Raw genomic sequence first — 14,941 nt, 5'->3', positions numbered from 1 at the left:
TCCCCCGATCTGCTTTTATTTTGAATCAGAACACCGTCATCGCATACAGATTCGGCGACAGCGCGGGCGTCGTGATACCGCCGCCCAGATCCAGCGCTCCGATCAGCGGTGTTTGCAGATAGAACGCTTCGACGGCGAACGCAATCTGCCCGCTCGACAGCTTGCCTTGCAACAGATTCACCACCGGCGATTTGCTGCCCGGCGCGGGCAAACCGCTGCAACTGCCCGTGCCGTCGTTGGCCCAATTCGTGATCGTGCCGCCGCTCTCACCGCAGGTCCACAGTTTGCTCGCCGGCGCGTAGTTGCCGCCGTTCCAGCGATATTGCGCGACCACCACCCCGGTGCAGTTGTTGTCGTTGGCGTCGCAGTTGTTGTTGCCCATGATCTCGGTGATGTAGATCATGCCGTTTGCGTTCATATCGAGCGGTGGCGTCGTCGCGGTGAGCGACGTCATGATCGTCTGCATCGGATACGTCAGCGACGCGCGCGACGACAGGTTTGCCCCTTCGCGGCTCACGTTGATCAGAATCATCTGCGCCTGGATGTTGCGCGCGATGTCGACGACCGGCAGCGCCAGCGCAACGAGGATCGGCAGCAACAGCGCCAGTTCCACGCTGACAATACCGGTAGCCTTGCGGCGGCTCTTCCCCCATGGTTTTTTCTTCATGTTAGAAGCCCTCGTTGCGCATCGTCGTCGCGACGCTGAAGGTATATTTGCCGTCGGTGAAGAATGGGCTGACCAGTGGCGTCAGGAGCGGCCAGATGCAATTGATCTGCAGCACCACGATGTCGCCCGGGTTGCCGAACATGCCCGTTCCGTAGCTCCCTTGCGTGTTGTAGGTTTGGGCCGCGCCGCCGTTGATGGTGATCACGTAACTCGGCGAAACGAGCGTGTAGAGACCCATCGAACTATCCTTGATCTCCTGCACGATGGCCAGATAACGCTGCTGATTGGTTGCGTTCGGATCAAGATTGCTTTGCCCGGTCACCGAGTAACGCGCGCCTTCACGCACCGCGTATTGCATGGTCAGATTGACCCACAGCGCAATACCCAGATCCATCGCAATGCACAGCAGCAGAAACAGCAGCGGTGCCAGCAGCGCAAACTCAACCGTGACGACGCCACGCTCCTTGAGCGTTCGCTTCGGCGCTTGCTTCAATTGCGGGCGAGCAGCTTTCATATCGCCTCCTCGTTAAGTGTCACCAGGCCGAAAACCGTAGCGATGGCCGAGTAAGCATGATCTCAAGCCACCCTAGATGCCGCTCATTGTCGGCACCAGTTGGCGCATCACCTGGATTGCTGACGGACCGATCAATACGGTAATCAATGCGGGAAAGATAAAGAACATCAGCGGAAACAGTAATTTGAGCGCGATCTTGGCGGCCTTCTCTTCGGCGCGCATGCGACGTTTGGTGCGCAGGTTGTCTGTATAGACGCGCAGTGAATCGCCGACGCTGGTGCCGAAGCGGTCGGCCTGAATCAGCATCGCAGCGAGCGTGTCGATGTCTTCCACGCCGGTGCGCAGCGACAGATTGCGCAGCGCCTTGTCGCGCCCCGAACCTGCGCGCAGTTCGAGCAGTACCAACTCGAATTCGTCCTTCAGCGCGCGGCTCCTTACGCCGATTTCCTGCGTGACGCGCATCATGGCCGCGTCGAGGCCAAGGCCGGCCTCCACACAGACGGTCATCAGATCGAGCGCGTCAGGCAGATCTTCGAACAGCTTGCGCTGCCGTTGCCCAATCATCCGTGACAGGACCAGATTCGGCAGATAGAAGCCGAGTGCGGACGCAGCGAGCACCGCAAGCAGCAGCAACATGCGCCGCTCAGGGGTGAAGAGGTTGCCGCAAAAAATCAGGGCAATCGCCGGCAACGCCAGCGCCAACAGGGTCTTCGCGGCGAAATAAAGCGACGCGGCGGACGGATTGCGAATGCCTGCTCTGGCAAACTGGAGCCGGAGCGTCGACTTGTCCCAATCGTCTTTCGGCAAAGAAAGTTTGGCGACATGGTGGGACATCTTCGTGACGGCTTCGACCCACGTCTGCTGATCGCCCGTGTCGGACTCGGCGGGGGACGCAGGTGCGCCGACGCGATCGATACGCCGCTGCAACGGATCGGGCCGCAGCAGCATCATCGCTTTCAGCATGGCGCCGAACACAATGATAAACATCAGGCCCAGCACGACGATCTGTTCGGTTTTCATGGTCTGCGGGGTTGCCCCGCCCTCCTCGATTCGTGGTTGCCTGCGTTTTTTCCTGGTGGCCGGCTTGAAATCGCTCTGTCCGATCCCGCGACTACACCCGGATGCGTATCACCTTGCGCATCCACAAGATGCCGAACAGCATCATCGTGAGCGCGGACACGCCAAGACGGATGCCGAGCGGATCGTTCCAGAACACCTTGATATAACCCGGGTTGAGCAGGGACAGTATCCCCATGACGACAAACGGCAGCAGGGCAAGAATCCACGCGGACAGCCGTCCCTCCGCCGACAGCACGCGCACCTTGCCGAGCAGCTTCAGGCGCTCGCGAATAATGCTGCTGATGCTGCCAAGAATCTCTGCAAGGTTGCCGCCCGCCTCACGCTGGATCAGCACGGCGATCACGAAATAGCGCAGGTCGTCCACCGGCACGCGGTTCACCATGTTCAGCAGCGCATCGTTCAGCGACACCCCGTAATTGATCTCATCGAACACCAGCGCGAACTCTCCGCCGAGCGGATCGGGCAGTTCTTCGCCGACCATCCCGAGCGCAGCGGGAAACGAGTGCCCGGCGCGCAGCGCACGGCCGATCAGATCGGCGGCGTCCGGCAGTTGCCGTTCAAGATGCAATACACGCTTGCCGCGCTTGCGGCGCAGGATCGTCAACGGCAGCAACGCGCTAGCGGCGGCGAGCCCGAACATCACGGTCCATGCCGCATGCAGCACGAATCCGATGACGAGGCCAATGAGCGCGGACAACAACGTATAGGTCGCAAACCGCGCGACAGACCACGTCAATCCCGACTGTTGCAGTTGTCGGTCGAGCGCATGCACGCGCGGCAAAACCAGCAGAAGCCGCGTGAGCAGCGGCGATTCGCTCAGCATGCGTTGCTTCAGAATCGACAGTTGCTCCGCGCTCACGCTGCCGCCCGCGGACAACGCCCGGATGCGCTCGTCCAGGCGCTTGACGACGGGGCTGTGATGGCTGCTCCAGAACAGATAGATGCTCTCGACCAGCAGCACGATCGCCAGAAACGCCAGAACCGCGAAACCGATAAACGATGTATTCATGCCCGACTCCCTGGATGACGCAGACCTTGCGGTTCGCGTCGTGTGCTTATACGTCCATACGCCGCGCGGGATCGAACATCTGATCCGGCAGCGTGATGCCGAAGCCGGCCAGCCGGTCGCAGAACTTCGGCCGCACACCGGTTGCGCAAAAGTACCCTTTGATCATGCCGTTCTCGTCGACACCGGTGCGCTTGAACGTAAAGATCTCCTGCATGTTGATGATGTCGCCCTCCATGCCGGTGATTTCCTGAATACTCATCAGCTTGCGGCGGCCGTCCGTGAGCCGCGATGCTTGCACCACCACCGTGATCGCCGAGGCGATCTGCTGGCGGATCGCCTTGATCGGCATCGTCAGGCCGGCCATGCCGACCATGTTTTCCAGCCGCGTCAAACCATCGCGCGGTGTGTTGGCGTGCAGCGTCGCCATTGAGCCTTCGTGGCCGGTGTTCATCGCGTGCAGCATGTCGAGCGCTTCGGCGCCCCGCACTTCGCCGAGCACGATGCGGTCGGGCCGCATCCGCAGCGCGTTGCGCACCAGCGAGCGCTGCGAGATTTCGCCCTTGCCTTCGATATTCGGCGGCCGCGTCTCGAGGCGCAGAACGTGTTGCTGGCGCAGTTGCAGTTCCGCCGCGTCTTCGATCGTGACGACCCGTTCGTCGTCGGGAATGAAACCGGACAGCAGATTCAGCAAGGTCGTTTTTCCGCTGCCCGTGCCGCCCGAAATCAGCACGTTGAGCTTCGACTTGATCAGCGCCTCGAGCAGTTGCGCCATCGCCGGCGTAAAGCTCTGGTTGTTCACCATGTCGGTGACGGTCAGCGGATTCACCGCGAAGCGGCGAATCGACACCAGCGGGCCGTCGATCGCCGACGGCGGAATGATCGCGTTGACGCGCGAGCCGTCCGGCAGGCGCGCATCGACCATCGGCGTCGATTCGTCGATGCGGCGGCCCACCCGCGAGACGATCCGCTCGATGATCTTCATCAGATGCGCATCGTCGTAGAAGGTCACGTCGGTATGTTCGAGGCGGCCGCGCCGTTCTACATACACGTGTTGGGACGTGTTGACCAGAATGTCGGAAATGGTCGGATCGTTGAGCAGCGGTTCGAGCGGCCCGAGTCCGACCATCTCGTCATGCACGTCCTGCGCGAGCCGGCGGCGCTCCAGCTCATTCATCGGAATCTTGTCTTCCTCGACGATCCGCTCGACGAGTTGCGCCAGTTCACGCTTGACCTGCTCCGGTGAAAGGCGTTGCAGCTTGTCCAGTTCGACGCGCTCGATGATCGTTTGATGAATCGTCATCTTGAGCTGCTGGTATGCGCGCCGTGCCGCAAGGCTCTCGGCGGCGGCACCCGCCGCCGCGGCGCCCGCCGTATCCGTCGGCATGAACCCGTTCTGGATCGACATCTGTTCGCGCAATGACATGATGATCTCCGTGGCCTTCGCAGGTCAGTGTTCGGTCTTCAACTGTTGAAGGGAATTCGGCCGGGCCGTGAAGAAGCGGCTCAGCACGCCTTTGCGCGGTGCGGCGGCGATCGGCCACAACATCGAGGCGAGCGCGCCGATGCCTTGGGCCAGCGGACTGCCCTTGGCTGCTGTGACAACCGGTATGCCGTGATTGAGCGCGTCGTTCGCGTGTTTTTCGTCGCGCGGCAACTGATGCGCGACTTTGGCGCCAAGGGTTTCCTCGAGCGTCGCCAGGCTGATGCGTGCGTTCTTGTCGTACTGGTTCACGATCAGCCGCACCTTGCTCGCCGAATAACCGAGTTCCTTGAAGATATCGAGCATGCGGCGCCCGGCGTGCAGATAGAGAATGTTCTGCCGTATCACCATGCAAATCGAGTCGCTGTGATCGAGCACATGAATCGCAAGCGGGTTGATACTCTGGCCGACATCGACGATGACCGCGTCGTATTGTTCCCGCACCAGCATGAGCATCCGTTCCAGATGCGCGGGACGCAGATCGGCCGCCTTGACCGGATCACCCGCGCCGGCCAGCACGTCCAGATTCGCGTGAACGTGCATCACGCAAGCCTCGAAGAAAGCGGCATCGAGCCGGTCGATCTGCGAGCACAGATCGGTCAGCGTCGCGCGCGGCGCCTTGTCGGCCACCAGCAGGCTCGCGTCGGCGAACTGCTGGTTCAGATCGATCAGCAGCACGCGCTTGTCGCGCTGCGCAGCGAGGGAGTAAGCGAGATTCACGGCGATCAGCGTGGCCCCGCTGCCGCCCTTGCACGAACTCACCGATACCACGCGCCCTTCGCGGCGCAAGCCTGCGTTTTTCTTGTTGGCAACATGTGTGAGCGCGTCGACGATTTCGCGTTCATCCAGCGGCCACGACAACACGTGACGCACGCCAACGCGCATTGCGGCCATCAGGAGGTTGGTCGATGGTGCGGGCGTGATCAGCATGCAATGCAGATGCGGCGTGTGGACGAGCGCCTCCTCGATGCCGCTCAGTTCGCGCTCCGACAGATCGACGTCGTCGACGATCAACAGATCCGCGGTCTTGATCGCCGCCGCATGCGCGCGCAATTGGCGCGCCTCGCCGTGCACGGAGCGCAGCCGGTAGGCCACGCCGCTTGCTTCGAGCCGCGCGCCGATGTGCGTCGAGCGTTCCGCGCTGGACGAAATCATGAGGATGTCAATCATTTCAAGTCTCCGCTCTGACCCTGCAAGATGCTGTTGCCAGGACCTGTTTCAGTAACTGCTGCCCGAGCCGACGCCGATCGTGAACATATTGGTTGGCGGCGTCGGCGCGGTGAACGATTTGGCGTAGCCCTTTTGCGCGGCGGCCGCCGCGGTACCGTCGATGCCCGAAACCGGATCCGTGTTGGCCGAGGCTTCTGGATTGAGTGTCTGCATTGCTTTGATCTGACTGACCGAATCGCCGAAGGTCGCGTCCCAGTGGGGTGTCGAGGTGAGGCACCCGGCGAGCGTCGCGCTCACGCCTGCGCACAGCGCAAGGCGGATCAGTGTGGGAATGGCTTTCATGTCGTTCTCCGAATAACCGTTAGATGCGCGCCTGGCTCATCGCGCCGCGTGTGAGTCGGCGTCCGCCGGAAGCGCCGCGCTGACCACCGCCGCGGCGGGGACCGGTTCGCTATGCGGCGCGTCATTGGGTTTGGTCGACGTGAGCGGCTGCGACTCGGGCGTGCCGTGGTTGTCGTCCGGCGCCGGCACCCTGGCGGGCCCGGAGACCGGTAGCGGGTTGCGATCAGGGGCAGGTGCCGGTTGCGACGGCAGCGTGGGCGCGGCCAGCACGGGCGACGTCGCTGTAGCGCCCGATGAGGCTCCTGCAGCAGGCGCCGCGTGCTTCTTGCCTTCCATGTTGCCGGTCAGATAGACGTTGCCTTCGGCCGCGTCGACGAAACCGTCGGTCGGCAGCGGATAGTTCTGCGGCAGGGGTTTCGCAAGGCGCGGCGTGACCACGAACACCAGTTCGGTCTTGTCCTGTTCGTAACTCGTGCTGCGGAACAGCGCGCCGAGCACCGGCAGTTCGCCCACGCCCGGCAAGCCCTTGAGCGTACCGGTCACGTTGCTCTTCATCAGACCGCCGATCGCGAAGCTCTGCCCGTCGTACACCTGCAGCGTGGTCGAAGCGCGGCGGGTCGTGATCAGCGGCAGGATCGTCGTGTTGTTCGAGTTGCCGGCGCTCACCACCACGCCGGTCGACGACAGCTCGGACACTTCCGGTGCGACCTTCAGGTTGATGCGGCCGCCTTCGAGCACGGTCGGCGTAAAGGTCAGGCCCACGCCGTATTGCTCTTCCTGCAGCACGATCGTCGTGCCATTCGCGCCGTTGCTTTGCGGCACCGGAATGTAGACCTTGCCGCCGGCCAGGAAGCTGGCTTCCTGGCCGCTGATCGCCATCAGGTTCGGCTCGGCGAGGATCTTCACGAGCTGGTCCGTTTTCTGGGCGTCGAACGCGAGATTGAGCGGCGAGTTATTGGCCTTTGACGCTGTGATTGCGCTGAGCCCGCCGGACAGATAGTTCGCCAGCAAGCCAAAGCTCCAGCTGCCGATTCCGCCGTTGAGGTTGGCTGCCATGCCCAACTGGTCGATCAGCGTTTTCGACACTTCGGCAACCTTCACCTCGAGCATCACCTGCTGAGGCGCGGCGATATGCATCATATTGATGACGCGTTCCGAATTGCCGCTTCCCAGCGACGGCGGGGGCGCCTGCATGGCGACACGCACACCGCCGATCGGCAGCGGCCCCGCGGCCGGCGCAGCGCTCGGCACGGCCGCGGTAGGCCGCGCCACGAACGCGTGCGCGAGCTCGACGATGCGTTCAGCCTTCACCGAATCCGATACCACGCCGGTCAGCACCAGCGTGTCGGCGGCGGCCTTCACGCGCACGCCGGTTTCTTCGGGCATCAGCACCGCGAGCGTCTGTTGCAGACCTGCCGGGTCCGCGCCGACATTCACGTCGATGATCGTGCACGAGCCGCTCTTGCCCTGCACGATCATGTTGGTCGTGCCGACGTCCGAGCCGAGCAGATAGAGGGTGGTCGGCGACACCAGCATCGCCTGCACGATCGACGGGTTGCCGACCGTGCGGGTACGCACCGGTTCGCGCAGATCGACCATGGTCGACTTGCCGACCGGAATCTGCACCGACGTATGGTCAGCGAGCGGCCCCGTGCAGTTCGGCCCTTTGCCGGCTTGCGACGAGCCGCTGGTGGATGCGCCACTGCCGCTCATGCCGGTGGCCCGATGCACGGGTCCGCTGGCCGCGACGGTGAGCGGCGTGTCCGGCAGCGCCGGCACGTCCTGCGCGGCAGCCTGCGTGGCAGGCAGCGCCCACAGGCAGGTGCCGATCAATCCGCAGGCGCTCGCCTGGGCGATCCGCAACCGGGTCCTGGTTTGCGTGACGTGCGGAGCACTCGCCGCATGCGCGCGATGGTTCGGTCTGGCGTTCATGTCCTACCCCCGTAATGGCGCCGTGTGTGTGTCACGGCTTGCAGGCTGAGCCTGTCAAAAGCATTCTTGTCTTGAGTCCGCACCGTCCAGCACCCGCACGCAGTTGCCCGGCGCCCGCGCTGCGACTTTCCGTACGATGTGCGCCGCCGGTGCCGATGCAGGTGCCGCCGGTACGGCCACCGGAATCTTCAGCAGCGACGCCTTGGTGGCGCCGGTCGTGTCGGTGGCTTGCGGATCGACCTGATTGCGCAACACCAGCGAAAGCGTGCCGATGCTGCGCGCCAGGTCGATCTTCTCGGCCTGCTCGGGCGACACTTCGAGCGTCACCGCATCGACGACTTTCGGTTTGGTCTCGTCGCGCCCGACTTCCTGCGCGACCGCCAGCACCAGAATCTTTTCGAGCACGATCTTCGAGATGTTCTGATCGCGCTGCGTGCCCGGGTCTTTGCTGTCTTTCTGTGTATTGACAATGATGTCGACGTAGTTGCCGGGCAACGCGAAGCCGGCGACGCCGATCACATCGTTCACCCGCACCGTGATCGCGCGCTTGCCTTCGTTGATCACCGCCGACAAACCACCGAGCGTGCCGACCGGCGAGAGCTTCGCCTCGAGGATCGGCTCGCCGTGCAACAGGCTTTCCTTCAGCACGCGGCCGTCGAGCTTCTGCATGTCGGAGAACGAACCCGGCGGCACACTGTTCGACGGCCAGTCCGCGACCTTGAGGAAATCAGGCGAGATGCGCTGACCCAGATTGATGTCGGACACGGCCACGACGACTTTCGTCGTCGCGCTCGAAGTCTGCGACGTCATCCAGCGCGCCGCGAAGACCACGGCGGTCAAGCCGGCCATCGTCGCGATCAGCAGCATGATTAAAGCGCGGGCGTTTTTCATTTCGTTCTCCTGCATCCTGTCGTCGCTCGACGACGCTATGAGAATGGAGCTACAGCATCCGATGACGGCGTATCAGTTGAATTCGACGGGGTGCAGTGGCGGCGCCGCGATGACATCCTGTCCGGCCATTGCCGCGCGATCGGGATGCGAGGTGGCGTGCCGCGATTCGCGCCGCACCTGTTCGCTGAGCTTGCGTTGCGCTTGCTGGGTGATCACCAGCATCAGCAGGTCGATCGATTGAGCGCCAGTCATTGCGGAACGGTTCAACCCATGTGCGGCCAGAAGCGTGGCCGGCTTGATCGTTATGCTCATCACATCCCCCGAATCTGGTTGGCCTTCCTGCGAAGGCGCCCTCCAGGTGAATCGTGTTCGCGCACCCGCGCAAAACACGGCGTCCTGGTTGTCCTCTTGACGTGAGCCTCTTGACGTGAGCCTCTTGACGTGAGCCTCTCTACGGAGACCCAGTCTCGGCTCTTCGCCTCTTCGCGCCGGCTGGTCAGGACCGTGCGCCGCATCTTTCCTGGTCTACCTCGTCACACGCTCGCGAATAACACGACCGTGCTGCCTATCGCTATCGCTACACCGTACGGGATGGTTCCGATCGAACCGTGTGCGAGGCCGCTGCGTCGCCGCACCACGCCGTCGCCGGGCACCGCAGTCTCGACCAGCAGTGAAGCCGCCCCAATCAATCCCGTCAACATCTGGCGCCGCCGGAGCAACACCGCCAGCGACCACGCACCACCAATCGCAAAGGTCGCCAGTCCAATTTCGAATGCGCCGTATGCGCCGCAGAACGCACCGACAGCGGCCATCAGCTTCACATCGCCGGCACCCATCAAACGCATCAGATAACCCGGCAGGAGCAGCAGGCCACCCGTCAGACAACCACCCAACCACATTTGCATCCCTTCGACTGCCCCGTGAAGCACCACCTGCACGGGCAGCGCGACGACGAGCGCGGTGGCAACGAGCCAGTTCGGAATCCTCCGCGTGTGCAGGTCCGACAACGCCGCGATCATCACGATCACCAACACGCAAGGTCCAATGGGAAAGGGCACACCGTTCATCGCACGCTCCGTTGTCGGGATCGACGCCGTTCGCGAGCGAGCCAGCCGTCGCATTACCTCAACATGCTCGATGAGATAAAGCAGACGACCGGACTCACCGCCTACTTCTGCTCGCAGTGATCAGGCGACCTTGATGCCGTTGAGCTTGGTCGCGATCTTGGTGAAGAGACTGGAGATGTCCGTGCCCAAGGTTGTCGCCGCGGCGATAATCCCCACCGCAATCAGCCCGGCCAGCAGGCCGTATTCGATCGCTGCAACACCGTCTTCTTCGCGCAGAAATTGTTGGATCGTGTTCTTCATGCTAACCCCCGTAAGAGTGAAATTTGACTTCGGTTTGTGCCGTGACAGCTGCCTGAAAACAGACTCACTGGCGCGGCGTTCAGATCCGTCCATGAGGACGGAAAAAGTGGCGAGGTCAGCGCTTCACGTCGTCCCGGTCGCGAATGGCCAATACCCCGTATCGATCATTCGCGCCGTTCTTTTTCGACATCCGTTTTTCGTTGGCCCCGCCGCACCCCGTAAAGCGCGTTGATTTCCCCGACGCGTCTTTACGAAGACTTTTGCTGCCACCGGGAGGTGTTCTTGCCGCTTGTCCGCTTGATTCTTCTTTGCTGCTTGTTTGCTGCTTCCCGGCCGCAACGTGTTTCGCTGTGTGACTCGCTTATTGCACGGGCTATGCCATGTGGGCTCAAAGCCTTACCGGACGGTGAATGGCAATGCGGCGGACCGCGCAAACGGGGGTTCGCATCGTGCGATGTTTCGTGTTTGACACACCACAGATGGCGGTCGCGGCGGCCCGGCGCGATGTGCCGCAGGTCACAAGCGGATGAAGGAAAACCCTTGACCCCAATGACTATCAATGGTTTGACGAATACCCCGGTCAAATATGCTGCGACGTCGTGCGATGAAGTAGCTTTTACGGGGCGTGGACGAACATGTCGCAACCTTGAGACGGAAAGCCGTCGTGGAGGCGGATCTGTCGCGGGATTGAGATGATCGGCCCATGCATCGCTATGTGCGCTGGCCCGCATTACGGGGATTGACGGAGGATTTGTGAATCGGCTGGACGCGGAACACGTGGCGCGCCCCGACGTCTTTTTTGTGTGATGTAAGCGGTGCGCCCGCTTCGACTCGCGCTACGAGGAGCGCCTTACTGGCAGTGCGTCACGCGGCGAAGCCCGAGCATTCCGAATGACATTGCTTCGCGATCGGCCGATAAAAAACATCTCGATTCACGCACGGCGGCGCACGATGAATGCCCGCGAAGCCGCCGATGTCCGGCTTAATTCAGCGCTGCGTAATAAGCTGAGTAATAAGCGCGTAAACCGAGCGTTCTGGATTCCTGTGGAGCATCGAGAGCGATGCGCCGCCAAACATCCGCCGCGAGCGCGCAAACGTTTAGCGAGACGTTTGCCTTGACGGCTACCCTCCCTCGCCACCCTCCCGCGACGAGTCGGCCGCCTCCGTCGCAGTTGCGGCTGCTGGGGCTGCGCGCCGCTCATCCCGTTGCCCCGGTGCGCAGACGGTCCAGCAATTCGCGGCCCTGCCGGGTCAATTGCAGCGTCGATCCGTGCGGATCGCGCTGCCGCAGTTCCACGAGTTCGTAACGGCGCAACGCCAGCACGTCCGGATCGAAAGCTTCCAGCCGCCTGTCCGTGTCGCCAAGCAGCATCAGTGTTGCGAGTTCGTGATGACTGAGCATCCGGCACCTCCATTGATCGATACATGGGCAATGGGGTCATCCTAGACACCTCTCGCGACAGTTTGGCTACGGTTGCGTTTCGCTGGCTTACCTGCGAAACCGTAAGCGTCGGCGGCAATCCGCTGGCGCGGCGCACGGCAGAGGCGATGGGGGAAGAACGGGCGTAAAGGCCTGCAACAGTTTCCGGGCGCGCCGTAATGAGGGGCTGCGCACGGGCCGTGGTCACTGGCGAATCAGGTCTGCCGCCGATCACGCACCCGTTCGGTTTTTCATGTGTGCTTACATGCTGCGCATCAAGACCCGGACCGTCGCTTCACAGCGTCGTCAGCTCTTCGGTAATCGCAAGAAAGCGCTCGATGTCGCTGGGCGCATGACAATGCAGCGGCGAAATCCGCACTGCGCCCGCGAGATTGAACGACTTCAGCATTCGCCCGGAGTACAGGCTCGAAGCAATTCGTTCATAGACGATCACGCCGCGCTTCTCGTATTCGCGCACGGCGTCGGTGGGACTCAGGTTCGAGAAACCAATCCCGAGTATCAGGTCGCGCTTCTTCAGATCGGCATGATCCCATAACACGTTCACGCCATCGAGCCGCCGCAACCCGCGCCGGCCGCCGCAACCGTCGAGCATGGCGGCAAGCAGCGCGCGTTCATGCAATTCGATGCGTTCCATCCCCTCAACGAACCGTTCACGGCGATTGTCCGTGCCGTTGAACTGGCCACCAAGCCATGTCACGTACTCGACGATCTCGGTCACGACCGCAAACTGAGCGGGTGCCGGGCTACCGAGTTCCCACACGTCTTCGTGCTTTGCGTTGAGCCGGTGATGCGGCAGCACGGCCGCGCGCGGCGACAGCCAGGAGATGCCGGAGCCGCGGCAGCCAAAGAACTTGTAGGGCGCGAAATTGATGCCGTCCACCGGCGTCTTCTGCAGATCGATCACGCCGTGCGGCGCGTGCTGCACCGCGTCCACGACGATGAAGAGCCCAGGCTTTTTCTCTCTCGCCCGCTCGACGAGCGTCGCAATGTCGAATTTGGCGCCGGAAATATTCGACGCAAACATCACGCTCAGCAACGCCGTGTCCGCGTCGATCAACGACACAATCCGGTCCACGTCTACCCCGCCCGTCTCCGGATTGCTGGGCGCAACCCGCAACGACTTGCCGGTGCGTTGCGCGTAATACGTCATTGCGTCGAAAGACGACGGATGTTCAAGGATCGTGGTGACGGCGTTGGTGCCCGGCACGTTCTCCATGATCGCGCGCACCATCTCGAACATCGCGCCCGAGGCGGTCAGCGATGGGTAAATGCTGCCGTCACGCGCGTTCAGGATCGTGCGGATGTCCGCCTCGCCGCGCGCCTGAATCTCCTGAAGATGACGTGCGCGGGCGTGGATGCGCTCCGGGCAGTCGGGCAGCGCGTCCACGCGCGCGAACGCTTCCACGGCCGCCTTGAGACGGAACGAGCCGCCCGCGTTGTCGAAAAAGAGCCGCTCGCTGCCGTCGATGTCGCGATCGACATGGTGAAACCGTACCTTGATCTCCTCGATCAACGACGCGGAAAAAAGCTCGCCTTGGCTACTGCTCATCTGAATGCTCCCGATCTTTCTGCTAAATGACTGTCGTGTCTGCTTGTAGTGTGGCGAATCGTGCGTGCTCATGCGTCGAGCGAGGCGAGATACGCCTTGCCCTTTCCCGCATCGTACTGGCCCTCCCATCGGGCGATGACAAGCGGCGCAAGCGCGTTGCCCACCACGTTCAGCGCGGTACGTCCCATGTCCATCACCCGGTCCACGCCGGCAATGAACGCGAGCCCTTCGAGCGGCAGACCCGCGCTCGCGAGCGTGGCGAGAAGAATCACGAACATGAAGCCCGGCACCCCGGCCGCGCCCTTGGACGTCACGACCATCGTCAGGACGAGGACCATCTGCTCCTGCCAGCCGAGATGAATGCCGTAGAGTTGCGCGACGAACAGCGTGCCGATGCCGAGATAGATCGACGCGCCGTCGAGATTGAACGTATAACCGGTCGGCACGACGAAGGTCGCGATGCTCTTGGGCACGCCGTAGTCCTCCATCTTCTTCATCAACTGCGGCAGTACCGTCGCCGAGCTGCAGGTCGAGAACGCGATGATCAGCTCGTCCTTGATGACGCGCAGCAGCGTGAAAATCCGGAAGCCGAACAGCCGGGCCGTGACGCCGAGCACGATCAGCACGAACAGAACGATGGCGAGATAGGTGACGGCCACCAGCTTTAGCAGCGGCAGCAGCGAACCGAAGCCGAAGCTCGCGACCGTCACCGCGATCAGCGCGCACACTCCGATCGGCGCGTAATGCATCACCATGTTCGTCACCTTGAACATGGTTTCAGCAACGCCCTTGAGCATGGCAATGACCGGCTTGCGGAATTCGTCCGGCACCGACTGCAGGCCAAGGCCGAACAGCACGGAAAAGAAGATCACCGGCAACAGGTCACCCTTCGCCATGGAAGCGAGGATGTTGTCGGGAATCACACCGAGCAGCAGCGTCATCAGTCCGTGATGCTCCTGCACCTGCTGGGTGACTTGCTGATAGCGCGAAATGTCGGTATGGCCGAGTTGCGACATATCGGTGCCCACGCCCGGCTGCAGCACGTTGCCGAGAACGAGGCCGAGCAGGATCGCGATCGTGGTGATCACCTCGAAGTACACCAGCGTCTTCAGGCCGATGCGCCCGAGCGACTTGCCGTCGCCCACGCCGGCAATTCCGACCACCATGCTCGTGAAAACGATCGGCACGACGATCATCTTGATCAGTTTGACGAAGACGTCGCCGGCGGGCTGCAGCAGACCTGAAACGGTCGCCTCCCGCATCTGCGGAAAGTGGTTCAGCACGAGTCCGATCGCAATGCCTATGATCAGACCAATCAATATCTGCCACGCGAGGCCGATCCGCGATTTGCGCGCGGCGGGGTTGGTGGGCGGGCTTTCGACGACGATATCCATGCTTTCTCCAGTGTTTGGGCGGGCAATGGAAGAACCTTAAGCAGCCGAAATAAGCAGAAAAAGCGATTTTTATCTATGAGAAACTATCGCTTTATTTCATAGAAG

15 protein-coding genes are annotated in these 14,941 nt (G+C 62.2%); all 15 read right to left on the bottom strand.

The window, feature by feature from the left end; translation table 11 throughout:
- Positions 1–25: 25 nt before the first annotated feature.
- The 15 genes from PQR53_RS04790 to gltP all read right to left on the bottom strand — a co-directional run bounded on the left by PQR53_RS04790 (position 26) and on the right by gltP (position 14,836).
- Positions 26–667: a TadE/TadG family type IV pilus assembly protein gene (locus PQR53_RS04790; RefSeq protein ID WP_408451431.1), complete on the bottom strand. Its 642-nt coding sequence runs from the start codon at positions 665–667 to the stop codon at positions 26–28.
- A 1-nt stretch (position 668) separates the two neighbouring features.
- A complete protein-coding gene (locus PQR53_RS04785) occupies positions 669–1,181 on the bottom strand; it encodes a TadE/TadG family type IV pilus assembly protein (RefSeq protein WP_408451430.1) in 513 nt (170 codons plus the stop codon).
- Between the two features lie 72 nt (positions 1,182–1,253).
- Positions 1,254–2,201, bottom strand: a complete 948-nt coding sequence (locus tag PQR53_RS04780; protein WP_408451429.1) for a type II secretion system F family protein — start codon at positions 2,199–2,201, stop codon at positions 1,254–1,256.
- Positions 2,202–2,292: 91 nt separating this feature from the next.
- A complete protein-coding gene (locus PQR53_RS04775; RefSeq protein ID WP_408451428.1) occupies positions 2,293–3,270 on the bottom strand; it encodes a type II secretion system F family protein in 978 nt (325 codons plus the stop codon).
- A gap of 46 nt (positions 3,271–3,316) precedes the next feature.
- Positions 3,317–4,693 carry a TadA family conjugal transfer-associated ATPase gene (locus PQR53_RS04770; RefSeq protein WP_408451427.1) on the bottom strand — a complete coding sequence of 459 codons (1,377 nt, stop codon included), beginning with the start codon at positions 4,691–4,693 and terminating at the stop codon, positions 3,317–3,319.
- A 24-nt stretch (positions 4,694–4,717) separates the two neighbouring features.
- A complete protein-coding gene (locus tag PQR53_RS04765) occupies positions 4,718–5,920 on the bottom strand; it encodes a CpaE/TadZ family protein (RefSeq protein WP_408451426.1) in 1,203 nt (400 codons plus the stop codon).
- 48 nt (positions 5,921–5,968) lie between these two features.
- Positions 5,969–6,262: a hypothetical protein gene (locus PQR53_RS04760; RefSeq protein ID WP_408451425.1), complete on the bottom strand. Its 294-nt coding sequence runs from the start codon at positions 6,260–6,262 to the stop codon at positions 5,969–5,971.
- A gap of 36 nt (positions 6,263–6,298) precedes the next feature.
- Positions 6,299–8,194, bottom strand: coding sequence for a type II and III secretion system protein family protein (locus tag PQR53_RS04755; RefSeq protein WP_408451424.1), 1,896 nt, complete (start codon positions 8,192–8,194; stop codon positions 6,299–6,301).
- A 54-nt stretch (positions 8,195–8,248) separates the two neighbouring features.
- Entirely contained in the window at positions 8,249–9,085 is an 837-nt protein-coding gene (gene cpaB / locus PQR53_RS04750; protein ID WP_408451423.1) for a Flp pilus assembly protein CpaB, read from the bottom strand.
- A gap of 72 nt (positions 9,086–9,157) precedes the next feature.
- Positions 9,158–9,397, bottom strand: a complete 240-nt coding sequence (locus PQR53_RS04745; protein ID WP_408451422.1) for a hypothetical protein — start codon at positions 9,395–9,397, stop codon at positions 9,158–9,160.
- A 221-nt stretch (positions 9,398–9,618) separates the two neighbouring features.
- A complete protein-coding gene (locus PQR53_RS04740) occupies positions 9,619–10,152 on the bottom strand; it encodes an A24 family peptidase (protein WP_408451421.1) in 534 nt (177 codons plus the stop codon).
- A 120-nt stretch (positions 10,153–10,272) separates the two neighbouring features.
- Positions 10,273–10,452, bottom strand: a complete 180-nt coding sequence (locus tag PQR53_RS04735) for a Flp family type IVb pilin (RefSeq protein ID WP_408451420.1) — start codon at positions 10,450–10,452, stop codon at positions 10,273–10,275.
- A gap of 1,198 nt (positions 10,453–11,650) precedes the next feature.
- Positions 11,651–11,854, bottom strand: coding sequence for a hypothetical protein (locus tag PQR53_RS04730; RefSeq protein WP_408451419.1), 204 nt, complete (start codon positions 11,852–11,854; stop codon positions 11,651–11,653).
- 313 nt (positions 11,855–12,167) lie between these two features.
- Positions 12,168–13,442, bottom strand: a complete 1,275-nt coding sequence (locus PQR53_RS04725) for an aminotransferase class V-fold PLP-dependent enzyme (RefSeq protein ID WP_408451418.1) — start codon at positions 13,440–13,442, stop codon at positions 12,168–12,170.
- A 68-nt stretch (positions 13,443–13,510) separates the two neighbouring features.
- Positions 13,511–14,836: a glutamate/aspartate:proton symporter GltP gene (gene gltP / locus PQR53_RS04720; protein ID WP_408451417.1), complete on the bottom strand. Its 1,326-nt coding sequence runs from the start codon at positions 14,834–14,836 to the stop codon at positions 13,511–13,513.
- Positions 14,837–14,941 lie beyond the last annotated feature (105 nt).

The organism is Paraburkholderia fungorum (genome assembly GCF_046027605.1).
Taxonomy (GTDB): Bacteria; Pseudomonadota; Gammaproteobacteria; order Burkholderiales; family Burkholderiaceae; genus Paraburkholderia; species Paraburkholderia fungorum_F.
The sequence above is the reverse complement of the archived record's forward strand: the minus strand, read 5'-3'. Positions and strand labels throughout refer to the sequence as shown.

Bases quoted from the DNA above. Each gene is read 5' to 3' on its own strand.
- PQR53_RS04775 (WP_408451428.1), bottom strand. From the start codon at position 3,270: ATGAATACATCGTTTATCGGTTTCGCGGTTCTGGCGTTTCTGGCGATC.
- gltP (WP_408451417.1), bottom strand. From the start codon at position 14,836: ATGGATATCGTCGTCGAAAGCCCGCCCACCAACCCCGCCGCGCGCAAA.
- PQR53_RS04785 (WP_408451430.1), bottom strand. From the start codon at position 1,181: ATGAAAGCTGCTCGCCCGCAATTGAAGCAAGCGCCGAAGCGAACGCTC.
- PQR53_RS04760 (WP_408451425.1), bottom strand. From the start codon at position 6,262: ATGAAAGCCATTCCCACACTGATCCGCCTTGCGCTGTGCGCAGGCGTG.
- PQR53_RS04770 (WP_408451427.1), bottom strand. From the start codon at position 4,693: ATGTCATTGCGCGAACAGATGTCGATCCAGAACGGGTTCATGCCGACG.
- PQR53_RS04735 (WP_408451420.1), bottom strand. From the start codon at position 10,452: ATGAAGAACACGATCCAACAATTTCTGCGCGAAGAAGACGGTGTTGCA.
- PQR53_RS04725 (WP_408451418.1), bottom strand. From the start codon at position 13,442: ATGAGCAGTAGCCAAGGCGAGCTTTTTTCCGCGTCGTTGATCGAGGAG.
- PQR53_RS04765 (WP_408451426.1), bottom strand. From the start codon at position 5,920: ATGATTGACATCCTCATGATTTCGTCCAGCGCGGAACGCTCGACGCAC.
- PQR53_RS04730 (WP_408451419.1), bottom strand. From the start codon at position 11,854: ATGCTCAGTCATCACGAACTCGCAACACTGATGCTGCTTGGCGACACG.
- PQR53_RS04745 (WP_408451422.1), bottom strand. From the start codon at position 9,397: ATGAGCATAACGATCAAGCCGGCCACGCTTCTGGCCGCACATGGGTTG.
- PQR53_RS04780 (WP_408451429.1), bottom strand. From the start codon at position 2,201: ATGAAAACCGAACAGATCGTCGTGCTGGGCCTGATGTTTATCATTGTG.
- PQR53_RS04740 (WP_408451421.1), bottom strand. From the start codon at position 10,152: ATGAACGGTGTGCCCTTTCCCATTGGACCTTGCGTGTTGGTGATCGTG.
- PQR53_RS04755 (WP_408451424.1), bottom strand. From the start codon at position 8,194: ATGAACGCCAGACCGAACCATCGCGCGCATGCGGCGAGTGCTCCGCAC.
- cpaB (WP_408451423.1), bottom strand. From the start codon at position 9,085: ATGAAAAACGCCCGCGCTTTAATCATGCTGCTGATCGCGACGATGGCC.
- PQR53_RS04790 (WP_408451431.1), bottom strand. From the start codon at position 667: ATGAAGAAAAAACCATGGGGGAAGAGCCGCCGCAAGGCTACCGGTATT.